Origin of the sequence: Amycolatopsis tolypomycina, from assembly GCF_900105945.1 — a bacterium.
GTDB lineage: Bacteria > Actinomycetota > Actinomycetes > Mycobacteriales > Pseudonocardiaceae > Amycolatopsis > Amycolatopsis tolypomycina.
Genome location: NZ_FNSO01000004.1, coordinates 897,857 through 913,107, shown reverse-complemented (window position 1 = coordinate 913,107; position 15,251 = coordinate 897,857). Strand labels below are relative to the sequence as shown.

At 70.9% G+C, this 15,251-nt stretch carries 12 protein-coding genes; 5 read left to right on the top strand and 7 right to left on the bottom strand.

The window, feature by feature from the left end; translation table 11 throughout:
• Positions 1-50 precede the first annotated feature (50 nt).
• Both BLW76_RS14975 and BLW76_RS14970 read left to right on the top strand, forming a co-directional pair.
• Positions 51-449, top strand: coding sequence for a nuclear transport factor 2 family protein (locus BLW76_RS14975; RefSeq protein ID WP_091307456.1), 399 nt, complete (start codon positions 51-53; stop codon positions 447-449).
• Entirely contained in the window at positions 446-1,012 is a 567-nt protein-coding gene (locus BLW76_RS14970) for a LuxR C-terminal-related transcriptional regulator (RefSeq protein ID WP_091307454.1), read from the top strand. The genes BLW76_RS14975 and BLW76_RS14970 overlap by 4 nt, the downstream gene beginning before the upstream one ends.
• Positions 1,013-1,015: 3 nt before the next feature.
• Here BLW76_RS14970 and BLW76_RS14965 read toward each other — a convergent pair whose 3' ends face one another.
• Positions 1,016-2,407, bottom strand: a complete 1,392-nt coding sequence (locus BLW76_RS14965) for a class II 3-deoxy-7-phosphoheptulonate synthase (protein WP_167384609.1) — start codon at positions 2,405-2,407, stop codon at positions 1,016-1,018.
• 24 nt (positions 2,408-2,431) lie between these two features.
• On the opposite strand from BLW76_RS14965, the gene BLW76_RS14960 reads away from it, so the two are divergent.
• Complete coding sequence (locus tag BLW76_RS14960; RefSeq protein ID WP_091307450.1) at positions 2,432-3,028, top strand: phosphatase PAP2 family protein; 597 nt, start codon at positions 2,432-2,434, stop codon at positions 3,026-3,028.
• A 9-nt stretch (positions 3,029-3,037) separates the two neighbouring features.
• On the opposite strand, the gene BLW76_RS14955 is transcribed toward BLW76_RS14960, so the two are convergent.
• The 5 genes from BLW76_RS14955 to gltB all read right to left on the bottom strand — a co-directional run bounded on the left by BLW76_RS14955 (position 3,038) and on the right by gltB (position 12,021).
• Positions 3,038-3,361 carry a hypothetical protein gene (locus BLW76_RS14955; protein ID WP_091307448.1) on the bottom strand — a complete coding sequence of 108 codons (324 nt, stop codon included), beginning with the start codon at positions 3,359-3,361 and terminating at the stop codon, positions 3,038-3,040.
• 41 nt (positions 3,362-3,402) lie between these two features.
• On the bottom strand, positions 3,403-4,797 hold the full coding sequence (locus BLW76_RS14950; protein WP_091307445.1) for an alpha/beta hydrolase: 1,395 nt from the start codon (positions 4,795-4,797) through the stop codon (positions 3,403-3,405).
• Positions 4,798-4,880: 83 nt separating this feature from the next.
• A complete protein-coding gene (locus tag BLW76_RS14945) occupies positions 4,881-5,762 on the bottom strand; it encodes a trypsin-like serine peptidase (protein ID WP_091307444.1) in 882 nt (293 codons plus the stop codon).
• Between the two features lie 128 nt (positions 5,763-5,890).
• Positions 5,891-7,399, bottom strand: coding sequence for a glutamate synthase subunit beta (locus BLW76_RS14940; RefSeq protein ID WP_091307441.1), 1,509 nt, complete (start codon positions 7,397-7,399; stop codon positions 5,891-5,893).
• A 68-nt stretch (positions 7,400-7,467) separates the two neighbouring features.
• Positions 7,468-12,021, bottom strand: a complete 4,554-nt coding sequence (gene gltB, locus BLW76_RS14935) for a glutamate synthase large subunit (protein ID WP_091307439.1) — start codon at positions 12,019-12,021, stop codon at positions 7,468-7,470.
• Between the two features lie 301 nt (positions 12,022-12,322).
• Here gltB and BLW76_RS14930 point away from each other — a divergent pair, with 301 nt between their 5' ends.
• Together BLW76_RS14930 and BLW76_RS14925 are read left to right on the top strand one after the other, a co-directional pair.
• Positions 12,323-13,108: an SDR family oxidoreductase gene (locus BLW76_RS14930; protein ID WP_091307437.1), complete on the top strand. Its 786-nt coding sequence runs from the start codon at positions 12,323-12,325 to the stop codon at positions 13,106-13,108.
• A gap of 218 nt (positions 13,109-13,326) precedes the next feature.
• Positions 13,327-14,169, top strand: coding sequence for an HARBI1 family protein (locus tag BLW76_RS14925; protein WP_091307434.1), 843 nt, complete (start codon positions 13,327-13,329; stop codon positions 14,167-14,169).
• Between the two features lie 34 nt (positions 14,170-14,203).
• Here BLW76_RS14925 and lgt read toward each other — a convergent pair whose 3' ends face one another.
• Positions 14,204-15,241, bottom strand: coding sequence for a prolipoprotein diacylglyceryl transferase (gene lgt / locus BLW76_RS14920; RefSeq protein WP_208613296.1), 1,038 nt, complete (start codon positions 15,239-15,241; stop codon positions 14,204-14,206).
• Positions 15,242-15,251: the final 10 nt, after the last annotated feature.

Genomic DNA, 15,251 nt, shown 5'->3' with positions numbered 1-15,251 from the left:
ATGAGAGGCGTTTCTCATGACGATAGCATCGTCACAGGAGGGGGAGGCTCATGACTCCGGAAGAAATGGACAAAGTCCTCGGCGCGCACTTCGCGGCCGAGGCGGCGCACGACCTCGACGCGATCCTCGCGACGCTCAGCGACGACGTCGTGCACGACGCGGTCGGGTTCCCGGTGGAGAAGCTGCGGGACCCCGAGGCGATCCGCGCCCGCTACGAGTTCCTGTTCACGGCGATGCTGGACGAGCGGATCGAACCCGTCTCCCGGCGGTACGGCGACGACTTCCTCGTCGACGAATGCCAGGTCACCTGCCTGACCGGCGAGGGGTTCCCGGGTGCGCCGGCCGGGCAGCGGGTGACCTTCCGGCTGCTGCACGTCTGCGAGTTCCGCGACGGCCGGATCAGCCGCGAGAACGTCTGGCAGGGCCCGCCCGTCCCGGTCGGGGAATGACCACCGTCGTCCTGGCCGGCACCTGCCCCGTGGCCACCGCCGAGATCGCGGTGGTGGCCACGGCGGGCACCGGCGCCGAAGCGATCGAGGCCGTCCGCGCGCACGGCCCGGACGTGCTGGTGCTGGACCTCGCGCTGGGCGCCGGTGTGGCGGCTCGCGCCGGGGTGCCGGTCCTGGCGATCACCGAGCCGGACGACACGGCGATCGCGGGCGCCCTGCGTGCCGGGGTGCGCGGCTTCCTGCCCGCGCGCACCGCCCCGGCCGACGTCACGCGGGCGATCGGCAACGTCGCCGCCGGCGCGGTCGTGTTCGGCGACGGCATCGCCGACCGGATTCCCGGGCTGCTGCGCTCCCCCGCGCCGCTGCCGGACCTCAGCCCGCGGGACCGCGAGATCCTGGCGCTGGCCGCGGGTGGCGTCGCCGACGCCGTGATCGCGCGCCGCCTCGGGATCGCCCCGAAGACGGTGCGCAACCGCGTGTCGGTGATCAGCGTGAAACTGGGGGCCAGGGGCCGCGCGGAGGCGATCACCCTGGCCCGCACCGCGGGCCTGGCCCCGGTGTGAGGGTCAGCCGCGCAGCATCTCCGCGACCAGGAACGCCAGCTCCAGCGACTGCTGCGTGTTCAGCCGCGGGTCGCACGCCGTCTCGTAGCGGCCCGAAAGGTCCACGTCCGAGATCTCCTGGGCGCCGCCGAGGCACTCCGTGACGTCCTCGCCGGTCAGCTCGACGTGGATGCCGCCCGGGTAGGTGCCCAGCTGGTTGTGCACCTCGAAGAAGCCCTGGACCTCGTCAACGATCCGGTCGAAGTGGCGGGTCTTGTACCCGGTCGACGACTCGTGGGTGTTGCCGTGCATCGGGTCGCACTGCCAGATGACCTTGTGCCCGGACGCCTCGACCTTCTCGACGATCGCCGGGAGCACCTCGCGGACGTTGCCGTTGCCCATCCGCGCGATCAGCGTCAGCCGGCCCGGCTCGAAGCGCGGGTCGAGCCGCTCGACGTACTCCAGCGCCTGCTCCGGCGTGGTCGTCGGGCCGATCTTCAACCCGATCGGGTTGGCCAGCAGCTCGGCGAAGGCGATGTGCGCGCCGTCCAGCTGGCGGGTCCGCTCGCCGATCCAGAGGAAGTGCGACGAGAGGTTGTACAGCTTCGGGTTCGCCGAGTCCGCGTGGTCGAGCCGCAGCATCGAGCGCTCGTAGTCGAGCAGCAGCGCCTCGTGGCTGGCGAAGATCTCGGTCGACTGCAGGGACGTGTCGGTGACGCCGCAGGCGCTCATGAACCGCAGGCCGCGGTCGATCTCGTTGGCCAGCGATTCGAAGCGCTGTGCCGCCGGCGACGCCGACACGAAGTCCTTGTTCCAGTCGTGCACCTGGTGCAGGTCGGCCATGCCCGCGGCGGTGAGGGCGCGGACCAGGTTCATCGCCGCGCCCGCGTTCGCGTAGGCGCGGATCATCCGGCCGGGGTCCGGCACGCGCAGCTCGGGCTTCGCGACCAGGGAGTTGATGATGTCGCCGCGGTAGACCGGCAGGCCCAGCGCGTCCGTCGCGGCCGAGCGCGGCTTCGCGTACTGGCCCGCGATGCGGCCGACCTTGACCACCGGCAGGCTGGCGCCGTAGGTGAGCACGACCGCCATCTGCAGCAGGGTGCGCAGGTTGGCCCGGATGTGCGGCTCGGTGTTGGACTCGAACGTCTCCGCGCAGTCACCGCCCTGCAGCAGGAACGCCTCGCCGCGGGCGACCATGGCCAGCCGGCCCTTCAGCCGGTCGATCTCGGGCGGGACGGTGATCGGCGGCACGCTCTCCAGCACGGCGCGGACCCGCCGGGTCGCCTCGGGGTCGGGCCACTCCGGCTGCTGCGCGGCCGGGAGCGCCAGGGCCTTGTCGAGCCGCGCTCGCAGTTCGGGCGGCAGGGGCGGCAGCTCGGGCAGTGTGTCGACGGGGACGTCCACAGTCCAGTTCACACCCTCCAATATAGGGTTCCCGTCGTGCTCCGCTTCGCCAGGTTTGCGACCGAAGTCCTGGCCCCCTGGGTATGGGTCCTCACGCTGCCCCTCGCCGTCGCCTGGGCCGCCACCGGGCACCGGCCGCTCCCGACGCTGGGCTGGGGACTGCTGATCTCCGTCACCGGCTCGCTGATCCCGATGGCGGTGATCGTCCGCGGGGCGAAACGCGGCAGGTGGGACGGCCACCACGTGACGAACCGGGCGGGCCGCCGGGTCCCGCTGCTGGTCGCCGGGGTGTCGCTCGGCCTCGGGTTCGTCGCGCTGCTGGTGGGCGACGCCCCCGCGCAGCTGGTCGCGCTCGCGGCGTCGATGCTGGCGAGCCTGGTGGTCGCGGTGGCGATCACGTTCGGCGCGAAGTTCAAGATCTCCCTGCACGCCGCGGTCGCCTCGGCCGCCCTCGTGGTGCTGACGCTGACGTACGGCCCGTGGGCGCTGCTGCTCGCCCTGCCGGTGGCCTGGGTGGCGTGGTCGCGCGTGGCGCTGCGCGACCACACCACCCCGGAGGTGCTGGCCGGCCTGCTGATGGGGGTCGTCGTCGGCGGTGGCGGCTACTGGGCGCTGCTCACCGCCGCGAGCTGACCGCGGGAATCAGCAGGGCCGCGCCGAGGCGACCGTCACCCACGCGTCGGCACGGGAGAACGCCGGGATCCGGGCCACCAAACGGAGGTAGTTCGGCTGCGAGTACAGGCACCAGGCGTTCTGGCTGCCATTGCTTTCGGAAACCGCCGTGAACGCCGGATTGATCGACGGAATCGCCGCCCCCGTGCACATCGCCGTTCCGTTCGGGCCGTACAGCCACAGGGCTTCCGAAATGCAGACCGGGCCTGCCGGTGCGGATTCCGCGGTCGCCGAAGGCGCCGCCAGCAGCACCGCGGCCAGCACGGACACGACGAAGAACATCATCTTTTTCATCATTTTCTCCCCGTATTTCCCCCGAGGGGGAAATGTCCCCCTCACCGCCAAGACTGGCAGAAACCGTCCGCGGCGGGGAAGACCCCGTCACGCAGATAGCCCAGCACTGTTTCGTTTCCGCAAGCGTTTTCCCGGGTGAAGACGCCGTGCCCGCCGTCGTCCACGGTGACCAGCCGCGCGCGGGCGCCGAACGCCGCCCGCGTCTCGCGCGCGCCGGACAGCGGGGTGGCCGGGTCACGCAGGTTCTGCACCAGCAGGACGTTCGCCGGGCCGGGGCCGCCGACGCGCACCGGCGGCTCGGCCCGTTCCACCGGCCAGAACGCGCACGGGTTCACGTTCGCCGCGGCCGGGCCGAACATCGGGTGCCGCGCCCGCTCGCGTTCGACCGCGCGCTGGTAGTAGCCGGCCTGCTCGGGCCAGTTCGCGTCGTTGCAGAGCACCTGCAGCTGCAGCGCGGCGTGGTTGTCGCCGTCGAGCGGACCGGCCGCCGTGCGCGCGGTGCCCGCCCACTCCCGGGCCAGGGCCGGGAAGAAGGCGTCGTCGTAGAGGCCGTTCCACGTGTTCGCCCGGAACTCGGGCCCGCGGGCGGCGGCGAGCTCGAAGAACTTCGCCGTCACCGCCGCCGGGGTCCGGCCCAGGTGGTAGACGTCGTCGCGCTGCGCCGCCCACGCGGCGAAGTCCGGGAAGCGGTCGTCGAAGCCTTCGGCGAACCGCTGGTTGGCGCGGACGTCGAGACCGCGCGGGCCGAGGACGCTGTCGAGCACGATCCGGTCGGTGCGGCCGGGGAACATCGACGCGTAGGCGGCGCCGAGGTAGCTGCCGTAGGAGACGCCGTAGTAGGAGATCTTCCGCTCCCCCAGCGCTTCCCGGATCCGGTCGAGGTCGCGGGCGGTGTTGGCGGTCGTCATGTGCGGCAGCAGGTCCCGGGTCGCCGCCCGGCCGCACTTTTCGGCCACGGCACGCGCTTTCGCCGCGGTGGCGGCGACGTCACGCGGCCCGTCCGCGTACGGGCCGAGCACCGCGCCGCGCTCCTCCGCCGTCGTCATGCCGCACGTCACCGGCGTGCTGTAGCCGGTGCCGCGGGGGTCGAAGCCGATCACGTCGTAGGCGTCCGGCAGGCCGGAGCCGCCCATGCGCTGCCGCAGCTGGGCGGGCATGGCGAGCCCGGGACTGCCCGGGCCGCCGGGGTTCATCAGCAGCACCCCGCGGCGCTTGCCGGGCGTGCCGGCGCTGCGGGACAGGGTCAGCTCGATGGTGCGGTCCGGGTGCGCGTAGTCGAGCGGCACGCGCAGGGTGGCGCATTCGAGGCCGGCCGTCGGCGACGGCGACATGCCGTAGTCCGGGCACGGTGCCGTCCACCGGAGTGTCGGCGCCGCGTCCGCCGGGGGTGCCGCGAGGAGCGGCAGGAAGGCCAGGGCGATCAGCATTTTCCGCATGCCCCGAGCTTGCTGTGGTCCGTTCGCGCGGACGTCAGCCCAGGGACCGGAACTCCCGCTCCGCCCCTGGGCCGACGTTCACCTCACGCGGCTTGCGCGCGGTTGTACAGGTTCTGCGCGTCGGTGCCGAAGTACGGCCCGAACATGTAACCGGGCAGGAAGTTGTAGCCGAAGCTGTTCACCGAGGCCTGCACACCGGTGCCGGTGCCCTCGTTGAACGACAGGAACCACGGACCGCCGCTGGAACCACCGGTCATGTTGCAGTTCATGCCGTGGTCCCTGGTCAGCAGGAAGTCGGTGAAGGTGCTGCCGCTGCAATAGATCAGCTTCGTGCCGTCGTAGGGCGCCGCGGCCGGGTAGCCGAAGGTGTACATGCTCTGGTTCTTCGGCTGGTTGAAGGCGATGCCCTGCGCGCCGACGACGTCGGTGAGCCGCTGGCCGTTGAGCGGGTTGACCACCGCCGCGCCGACGTCGTAGTTGATGTCCTCACTGGCTTCCCACTGGGGCGTGGTGAGGGTGGTCTTCGCCGCCCACTGGCCGTAGGGGGCGTTGCCGTTGTTGTAGCCGGGCACGAAGACCCACTGGGTGTGCCAGCTGCCCTGGTACTTCACGCAGTGCCCGGCGGTGATGACGACGCTGCCGTTGGTGCTGGTGACGGCGTCCCCGGAGCAGGAGGCCTTCTGGCCGTTGAAGAGGAAGAACACGCGCCCGGCGGTCTGGGTGACCTTGCCGCCGCCGGTCCAGGGGCCCCCGCCGTTGGGGATGCTCTGGATGATCGCGCTCTGCCCCTTCGCCACGTCCTTCGGCGTGAAGGCCGGGGCCTTGACGAGAGAGTCCATCGGAACGGCCGCCCGCATGGCGTCGGGCGTCCAGAAGGGCTTCGGAGCGGCCTGGGCCGGGGTGCCGACCAGGGCCAGTGCGAGCGAGAGGATCGCGGTGACCACCGCGGTTTTCGTGTGCTTCAAGACGCCCCACCTTCGGCAGAAGTGAATCGTCGCAAAGGCGACACAGCTACTCGAAAGTAAGCGCCGGACCACAGAGCGCACACCGCCATTCGGCCGTATCCGTTACGGCCGAATGGCGGCGTAGTACGTCAGACGACGGCGAGCGGCAGCGCCGTCGGGTGCACCGGGGCCGGCAGGTCCGACGCTCCGGTCAGGTACGTGTCGACCGCGTTGGCCACCGAGCGGCCCTCCGCGATCGCCCACACCACCAGCGACGCCCCGCGGTGCGCGTCGCCGCAGACGAAGACACCCGGGGTCTCCGTCTGCCAGTCCGCGCCGCACGAGAGCGTTCCCCGCTTGGTGAGCGAGAGGCCGAGGCCGTCGAGCAGCGGCATCTGTTCGACGCCCTCGAAGCCGATCGCCAGCAGGACCAGGTCGGCCGGGAACGTCTCGACCTCGTCGTTGACCGGGATGACCTCGCGGCGGCCGGTGGCCGGGTCCTTCTGGACGCGGACCTGCTGCAGCTCCACCGCCGTCACGCGGCCCTCGTCGTCGCCGGCGAACCGCTTGACCGCGACCGCGAACTTCCGCTCGCCCGCCTCCTCGTGCGCCGCGTACGTGCGCAGGATGTACGGCCAGGTCGGCCACGGCGACCGGTTGTCGTCGCGGGCGACCGGCGGCATCGGGTACTGGTCGAGCTGCGTCACCGACAGCGCGCCCTGGCGGGTGGCCGTGCCGTAGGAGTCCGCGCCGGTGTCGCCGCCGCCGATGATCACCACGTGCTTGCCGCGCGCGTCGATCGACGGCGGGCCGTCGCCCTCGACGAACTTGTTGGCCGGCACCAGGTGCTCCATCGCCAGGTGGATGCCCTTGAGCTCGCGGCCCGGCGTCGTCGTGTCGTCACGGCCGCGCAGGGCGCCGACCGCGAGCACGACGGCGTCGTACTGCGCGCGCAGGTCGTCCACCGACAGGTCGACGCCGACCTCGCAGCCGGTGACGAACCGGGTGCCTTCCTTGCGCAGCTGCGCGAGGCGCCGGTCGAGGACCTTCTTCTCCATCTTGAACTCGGGGATGCCGTAGCGCAGCAGCCCGCCGAGGCGGTCGTCGCGCTCGAACACCGTGACCTCGTGCCCCGCGCGGGTCAGCTGCTGCGCGGCGGCGAGCCCGGCCGGCCCGGAGCCGACGATCGCCACCCGGCGGCCACTGGACACTTCGGACACCTGCGGCTGGACGTAGCCCGCTTCCCAGGACTGGTCGGCGATCGTCTGCTCGACGCGCTTGATCGACACCGGCCCGCCCGAAAGCGGCGAGATCGACAGCACGCAGCCGGCCTCGCACGGCGCCGGGCACAGCTTCCCGGTGAACTCGGGGAAGTTGTTGGTGGCGTGCAGCCGGTCGCTCGCCGCGGCCCAGTCGCCGCGGCGGACGAGGTCGTTCCACTCCGGGATCAGGTTGCCCAGCGGGCAGCCGGAACCACCGGAATGGCAGAACGGGATGCCGCAGTCCATGCACCGCGACGCCTGCTTGCGCACGCTTTCGTTGCGCTCGTTCGGGTCGACGTCCGCGTAGACCTCGCCCCAGGTCGCGAGCCGCTCTTCTGTGGACTTCTTCTTCGGCTCTTCGCGGTCGAACTTCAGGAAACCGGTCGGGTCAGCCACGAGCGGCCCCTGTGTCCTGCGGGATACCCGCACCCAGTCGGCCCTCGTGGCCGAGGCTCCGCCAATTGTCAGCCACGAGCTGCCTCCATGATCGCCTCGTCGACGTCGCGGCCGGCGGCGCGAGCCGCCTTCGCCGCGTCCAGGACCCGCTGGTAGTCGCGCGGCATCACCTTCGTGAACGCCACGGAGCGGCGCGGCCAGTCGCCGAGCAGCGAGGCCGCCACCGCGGAGCGGGTGAGATCGTAGTGCTGTTGCACGGTTTTCTTGAGCCACGCCAGGTCGTCGGCGGTCGGGCGCAGCAGGTCGACCATGTCCTGGTTGACCTTTTTCGCGTCGATGTCGAGGACGAAGGCGATACCGCCGGACATGCCGGCCGCCAGGTTGCGCCCGGTCGGGCCGAGCACCACCGCACGGCCGCCGGTCATGTACTCGAAGGCGTGGTCGCCGACGCCTTCGGCGACGACCGTGGCGCCGGAGTTGCGGACGCAGAAGCGTTCGCCGACCTGGCCGCGCAGGAAGATCTCGCCGCCGGTGGCGCCGTAGGCGATCGTGTTGCCCGCGATCGTCTGCGCTTCGGCGGCGAAGGACGCCTCCGGGTCGGGGCGGACGACGATCCGGCCGCCCGAAAGCCCCTTGCCGACGTAGTCGTTCGCGTCGCCGACCATGTCGAGGGTGATGCCGCGCGGCAGGAACGCGCCGAGCGACTGGCCCGCCGAACCGGTGAGCTTGACGTTGATCGTGTCGTCGGGCAGGCCGTCGCCGCCGAAGCGGCGGGTGATCTCCGAGCCGAGCAGCGTGCCGACGGTCCGGTTGACGTTGCGCACCGGCAGCTCGATGTTCACGTGGTGCGCGTCTTCCAGCGCCGCCTCGGCGAGCTGGATGAGCGTGCGGTCCAGGGCGTGCTCGAGGCCGTGGTCCTGGCCGCGGGTGCGCCGCTTCGCGCCACCATAAGGCGTCTCGGACGGCATCTCGAAGATCGGCGCCAGGTCCAGCCCGGACGCCTTCCAGTGGTCGACGGCCTCGTCGGTGTTCAGCAGCTCGGCGTGGCCGATGGCCTCGTCGAGCGTACGGAAGCCGAGTGCTGCCAGCGTTTCCCGGACCTCTTCGGCGACGAACTTGAAGAAGTTGACGACGTGCTCGACCTGGCCGGTGTAGCGCTTGCGCAGCTCGGGGCTCTGCGTGGCGACGCCGACCGGGCAGGTGTCGAGGTGGCAGACGCGCATCATGATGCAGCCCGCGACGACGAGCGGGGCCGTCGCGAAGCCGTACTCCTCGGCGCCGAGCAGCGCCGCGACGACGACGTCACGCCCGGTCTTCATGGCGCCGTCCACCTGCACGGTGATCCGGTCGCGCAGGCCGTTGAGCAGCAGCGTCTGCTGGGTCTCGGCCAGGCCGATCTCCCACGGCGTGCCCGCGTGCTTGAGCGAGTTCATCGGCGACGCGCCGGTGCCGCCGTCGTGGCCGGAGATGAGCACGACGTCGGCGTGCGCCTTGGACACGCCGGCCGCGACCGTGCCGACGCCGAGCGAGGACACCAGCTTCACGTGGATGCGGGCGTGCTCGTTGGCGTTCTTGAGGTCGTGGATCAGCTGGGCCAGGTCCTCGATGGAGTAGATGTCGTGGTGCGGTGGCGGCGAAATGAGGCCGACGCCCGGCGTGGAGTGCCGGGTCCGCGCGATCCACGGGTACACCTTGTTCGGCGGCAGCTGGCCGCCCTCGCCGGGCTTCGCGCCCTGCGCCATCTTGATCTGGATGTCGTCGGCGTTCACCAGGTACTCGCTGGTGACGCCGAAGCGGCCACTGGCGACCTGCTTGATCGCGCTGCGGCGCTCGGGGTCGTAGAGCCGCTCGGGGTCCTCGCCGCCCTCGCCGGTGTTGGACCGGCCGCCGATGCGGTTCATCGCGATGGCCAGCGTTTCGTGCGCCTCGGCCGAAATCGAGCCGTACGACATCGCGCCGGTGTTGAAGCGCTTGAAGATCGCCTCGGCGGGCTCGACCTCGTCGAGCGGCACCGGCTCGCGGACGCCGTCCTTGAACTTGAACAGCCCGCGCAGCGTGCCGCCTTCGCGGTAGAGGCGGTGCACCTCGTCGGTGTACTTGCGGTACACCTCGTCGCGGCCGGTCTTGGACGCGTGCTGCAGCAGGAACACCGTCTCCGGCGTGAACAGGTGCAGCTCGCCCTCGCGGCGGTAGGCGTACTCGCCGCCGGTCTCGAGTCCACGGTGGACACGGTCGGTCGGGTTCTCCGGGTACGCGCGGCGGTGGCGCGTCGCGACCTCTTCGGCGAGCACCTCGAGGCCGACGCCGCCGAGCTTCGACGACGTCCCGGTGAAGTACTCGTCGAGCAGGTCCTGGCTCAGGCCGAGGGATTCGAAGACCTGGGCGGCGGTGTACGCGCCGACCGTCGAGATGCCCATCTTGGACATGATCTTCAGGACGCCCTTGACCAGCGCGTACACGTAGTTGCGGACGGCCTTGGCCGGCTCGATGCCGGTGACCGCGCCCTGGGAGATCATGTCCTCGATGGTCTCGAAGGCCAGGTACGGGTTGACCGCGGCGGCGCCGTAGCCGAGCAGCAGCGCGATGTGGTGCACCTCGCGCGCGTCGCCGGATTCGACGACCAGCGCGACGCGCAGGCGTTCCTTGGTGCGGACCAGGTGGTGGTGCACCGCGGAGACCAGCAGCAGCGACGGGATCGGCGCCATCCGGTGGTCGGAGTCGCGGTCGGACAGCACGAGCGTGCGCGCGCCGGCCGCGATCGCCTCGGACGCCTCACGCCGGACGCGCTCGATCGCGCCGGCCAGCGCCTCGGCGCCGCCGTCCACTTCGTACAGTCCGGAAAGGACACTGCAGGCGAAGCCGGGGAGGTCGCCGTCGTCGTTGATGTGGATGAGCTTGGCGAGCTCGTCGTTGTCGATGACCGGGTACGGCAGCTTCAGGTGGCGGCAGGACGCCGGGCCGGGGGCCAGCAGGTTGCGCTCCGGGCCCATGATCCGCGCCATGCAGGTGACGAGCTCCTCGCGGATCGCGTCCAGCGGCGGGTTGGTGACCTGGGCGAAGTTCTGCTTGAAGTAGTCGTAGAGCAGCCGGGACCGCTTCGACAGCACCGCGGGCGGGGTGTCCGAGCCCATCGAGCCGATCGGCTCGGCGCCCTTCTCGGCCATCGGCGCGAGCAGGATCTTGAGCTCTTCTTCGGTGTAGCCGAAGGAAAGCTGGCGGCGCAGCACGGAGTCGTGGCTCTGCACGACGTGGTCGCGGTCGGGCAGCTCGGCGATCTGGAGCAGGCCGGCGTGCAGCCACGAGTCGTAGGGCAGCTCGCTCGCCAGCGCGGACTTGACCTCTTCGTCGTCGACGATCCGGCCGGCCTCGGTGTCGACGAGGAACATCTTGCCGGGCTTGAGCCGTCCCTTCGCGACGACGTCCTTCGGGGCGACGTCCAGGACGCCGGCCTCGCTGGCGAGCACGACGCGGCCGTCGGCCGTCTGCCACCAGCGCGCCGGGCGCAGGCCGTTGCGGTCGAGGACCGCGCCGACCAGGCTGCCGTCGGTGAAGGTGACGCACGCGGGGCCGTCCCACGGCTCCATGAGGCTGGCGTGGAACTGGTAGAAGGCGCGGCGCTCTGGCCGCATGGTGGCGTGGTTCTCCCACGCCTCCGGGATCATCATGAGCACGGCGTGCGGCAGCGACCGGCCGCCGAGGTGCAGCAGCTCGAGGACCTCGTCGAAGGACGCCGAGTCCGACGCGTCCGGCGAGCAGATCGGGAAGAGCCGGGAGAGGTCGCCGGGGATCAGGTCGGATTCGAGCAGCGCCTCGCGGGCCCGCATGCGGTTGCGGTTGCCGCGGATGGTGTTGATCTCGCCGTTGTGCGCCACGAACCGGAACGGGTGGGCCAGCGGCCACGACGGGAAGGTGTTGGTGGAGAAGCGGGAGTGCACCAGCGCGATGGCGCTTTCCAGCCGCTCGTCACGGAGGTCGCCGAAGAACGCGGGCAGCTGCTCCGGCGTCACCATGCCCTTGTAGACGATCGTCCGCGAGGACAGCGACGGGAAGTAGGTGCCACAGCCCGAGTTCGCGCTTTCATGCTCGACGCGCTTGCGCAGGCAGAAGGCCAACCTGTCCAGCTCCAGGCCTGATTTTTCGTCAGCGCTGACGAAAAGCATGGCGAAGTGCGGCATGACCGAGCGGGCGGTCGGGCCGATGTCGGCGCGGTCGGCGTCGACCGGGACCTCGCGCCAGCCGAGGACCTCGAGTCCCTCTTCGACGGCGATGCGTTCGGCCAGCTCGACGGCCTTGCGGCGCTGCTCGGCGTCCTGCGGCAGGAAGGCGATGCCGGCGGCGTAGGTGTGGTGGCCCTGCTCGTCGGGGGCGGGCAGCTCGAAGCCGGCCTCGGCGCGCAGCAGCGCGTCGGGCAGCTGGAGCAGGATGCCGGCGCCGTCGCCGGACGTGGGCTCGGCCCCCGCGGCGCCGCGGTGGTCGAGGTTGGTCAGCGCGGCCAGGCCGTCGGTGACGATGCCGTGGGAACGGCGCCCGCGGATGTCGGCCACCATGGCCACACCGCAGGAGTCCTGCTCGGTCTCCGGGTCGTACAGACCCTGCTTGCCGGGCATGGCGGAGAAGATCAACGGGACCTCCTTCGTCGTCTTGTCGTGCGGGGCCGGGCTACCGGCCGGGGGAGCGCACGGGACGACGATGGCCCGCTTCGTTAGCGCGACTTTAACACCTGGGAAACACGGGAGCAGCACTTCGGAGCGCCCCGGACGACGTCGGACGGTAACGATCTGGCTGCGCGGAACGACATAGTTCCTGATGGGTTCCCGGTAGTTCGGTCCGCTAAGTATACGGCTCGTCAACTCCGGTCAAGACCAACGTGACGTGATCGGCGCGGTGTGTCCCCGGTCACTAGAACGTGTTACATTTCGCGCCATGATCCTCGACCGGTTCAAGCTCACCGACCAGGTCGCGGTGGTCACCGGCGCCGGGCGCGGGATCGGCGCGGCCACGGCCGTGGCCCTCGCCCAGGCGGGCGCCGACGTGGTCATCGCCTCGCGCACTTCGTCCCAGCTTTCCGAGGTCGCCGCTCTCGTGTCGGCAGCGGGCCGCCGGGCTTTTCCGGTGCCCGCCGACCTCTCGTCGCCCGAAGCGGCGGCGGCACTGGCATCGACGGCGGTGTCCGAGTTCGGCCGGCTCGACCTGGTGGTCAACAACGTGGGCGGCACGTACCCGCGGCCTCTGCTGGAGTCGTCGGTGGAGTTCATGGAGGAGGCGTTCCGGTTCAACGTGGCCACGGCCCACGCGTTGACGGTGGCGGCGGCGCCTTCACTGCTGGAGACGGGCGGCTCGGTCGTCAACATCTCGTCGGTGATGGGCCGGGTGTCCGGCCGCGGCTTCGCGGCGTACGGGACGGCGAAGGCGGCCCTGGCGCACTACACCCGCCTGGCGGCGGCGGACCTGGCCCCGCGAGTGCGGGTCAACGCGATCTCGGTGGGCTCGGTGGCGACGTCGGCGCTGGAGATCGTGGTGGGCAACCCGGAGCTTCGCGCCACAATGGAGTCGGCGACACCACTGCGGAAGATCGGCGAGGCGGAGGACATCGCGGCCACGGTGGTGTTCCTGGCGTCCCGGGCCGGCGGGTACATCACGGGCAAGATCCTCGAGGTGGACGGCGGGTTGCAGACGCCGAACCTGGAGCTGGGCCTGCCGGACCTCTGACCCCGCCGCTGTTGACCGGCCGCCAGCGCCCCAATGTGGCGTTCGGTGCATCCAACGCACCCAATGTGGCGTTCGGTGCGTTGAACGCAACCAACGCCACATTGAGGTTTTCTCAGTAGGGCTGGGCTCGGGTGGGCGTGTTGGCGTGGGATGAGGCGTGGGGCCCCTGGTAGGACTGGATTTGCGAAGATCGAATCCTAGAGTTCCAGAGGCCCCACGTGATCCATTATGGTGCCACCCTCGATGTGGCGCGTGAACTGGTCTGGTTCGTTGCCCGTGTCCTGCACACCGAGCGTCGGCGGCGTGGCACCCGCCGGGGCCGGCGCGCGTTGACCCCGTACTGGCAGGCGGTGCTGGTGCTGCGCTGGTTCCGCGACGCCACCCCTCTGCACCGGCTGGCGGCCGACCATCGCATCAGCGTCGCCACCGCCTACCGCTACCTGCACGAAGCGATCACCGCCCTCGCCGCCTGCGCCCCGGACCTGCATCAGGTCCTGCGCGAGCGGCACGCCGCCGGTGACACGCATGTGATCCTGGACGGCACCCTGATCCCGTGTGACCGGGTCGCGGCGACCACGATCAAAACCAAAGGTAAGAACCGTGGCCGGATCGTGCACCTGTGGTACTCGGGCAAGCACCGCGCCTTCGGCGGGAACATCCAGTTCCTGGCCAGCCCCGACGGGTTCCCGCTGTGGGTCTCGGCGGTGCTGCCCGGCTCCCGCAACGACCTCTCCGCCGCCCGCGACCACGGAATCGTCGGCGCGTTGACCGCCGCCGCCGGCCAGGGCCTGAGAACTCTGGCCGACAAGGCCTACCACGCCGCCGGGATCGGCATCCTCACCCCGTTCAAGAAAACCGCAGGTCAACCACCCCTCAACGCCCGGCAACGGGTCCACAACCTGCTGCACGCCCGAGCCCGCGCCCTGGGTGAACGCGCCATGGCACTCCTCAAAACCCGCTGGTCAGCACTCCAACGAATCACCCTCTGCCCCCACCGCATCGGCCACATCGTCCAAGCAGCCCTCGTCCTCACCCACCACGAACACCACGGCCGCTACTGAGAAAACCCCATTGGGGCGCTTGAAACCTGAGCGGTCAGCTCTCGTCGGTCTTCTTCGGCTCCTCGGCCGGTGCTTCCGGAGCGGGCTTTTCCGAAGCTGGCGCGTCGGCCGTCACCTTGGCGGGTTCGGGCTCCTCGGCCACCTCAGGCGCGTCCGAATCCGAACCCGAGCCCGAAGCGTCCGCAGCAGCCGCCGCCGCGTCCTTGCCCGCCAGGGTCTCCGGCGCCTCCCGCGGCCCCCGCTTCGCCGCCACCACGAAGTACGCCACCGCGCCCGCGAACAGCAGGATCGACGTCCACACGTTCACCCGCAGCCCGAGGATGTGGTTGGCCGTGTCCGTGCGCATCATCTCGATCCAGCCGCGGCCTGCCGTGTAGCCCGCCACGTACAGCGCGAACGCGCGGCCGTGCCCGAGCTTGAAGCGGCGGTCCGCCCACACCACCAGGGCCGCGACCAGCAGGTTCCAGATCAGCTCGTACAGGAACGTCGGGTGGACCGGGCTCTCCGGCAGCGGGATGTGGCCCGTCGCGACGCCGTTCAGCAGGTTGTTCGGGTCTTCCGGGTTGAAGCGCTGGTAGACCTCCAGGCCCCACGGCAGGTCGGTGTGCGCACCGTACAGCTCCTGGTTGAAGTAGTTGCCGATGCGCCCGATCGCCTGCGCGACGACGATGCCGGGGGCGACCGCGTCCGCCATCGCCGGCAGCGGGATGCCGCGGCGGCGGCAGGCGATGAGCGCGCCCACCGCGCCGAGGGCGATCGCGCCCCAGATGCCGAGGCCGCCGTCCCAGATGGCGAACGCGTTCCACGGGTTGCGGCCCTCGGTGAAGTACAGCTCGGGGTCGGTGATCACGTGGTACAACCGGCCGCCGACCAGGCCGAACGGCACCGCGAACACCGCGATGTCGATCACCGTGCCCTTGGTGCCGCCGCGGGCCACCCAGCGGCGCTCGCCCCACCAGATCGCCACGATGATGCCGGCGATGATGCAGAGGGCGTACGCGCGCAGCGGGATCGGTCCCAGGTGCCAGACGCCGCGGTCGGGGCTGGGGATCGTCGCGAGAAAGGCGCTCATCACGCGGCCA

Excerpts from the sequence above, each read along its gene's own strand:
- BLW76_RS14950 (WP_091307445.1), bottom strand. The coding sequence starts at position 4,797 with ATGCGGAAAATGCTGATCGCCCTGGCCTTCCTGCCGCTCCTCGCGGCA.
- BLW76_RS14970 (WP_091307454.1), top strand. The coding sequence starts at position 446 with ATGACCACCGTCGTCCTGGCCGGCACCTGCCCCGTGGCCACCGCCGAG.
- BLW76_RS14975 (WP_091307456.1), top strand. The coding sequence starts at position 51 with ATGACTCCGGAAGAAATGGACAAAGTCCTCGGCGCGCACTTCGCGGCC.
- lgt (WP_208613296.1), bottom strand. The coding sequence starts at position 15,241 with ATGAGCGCCTTTCTCGCGACGATCCCCAGCCCCGACCGCGGCGTCTGG.
- BLW76_RS14955 (WP_091307448.1), bottom strand. The coding sequence starts at position 3,361 with ATGAAAAAGATGATGTTCTTCGTCGTGTCCGTGCTGGCCGCGGTGCTG.
- BLW76_RS14930 (WP_091307437.1), top strand. The coding sequence starts at position 12,323 with ATGATCCTCGACCGGTTCAAGCTCACCGACCAGGTCGCGGTGGTCACC.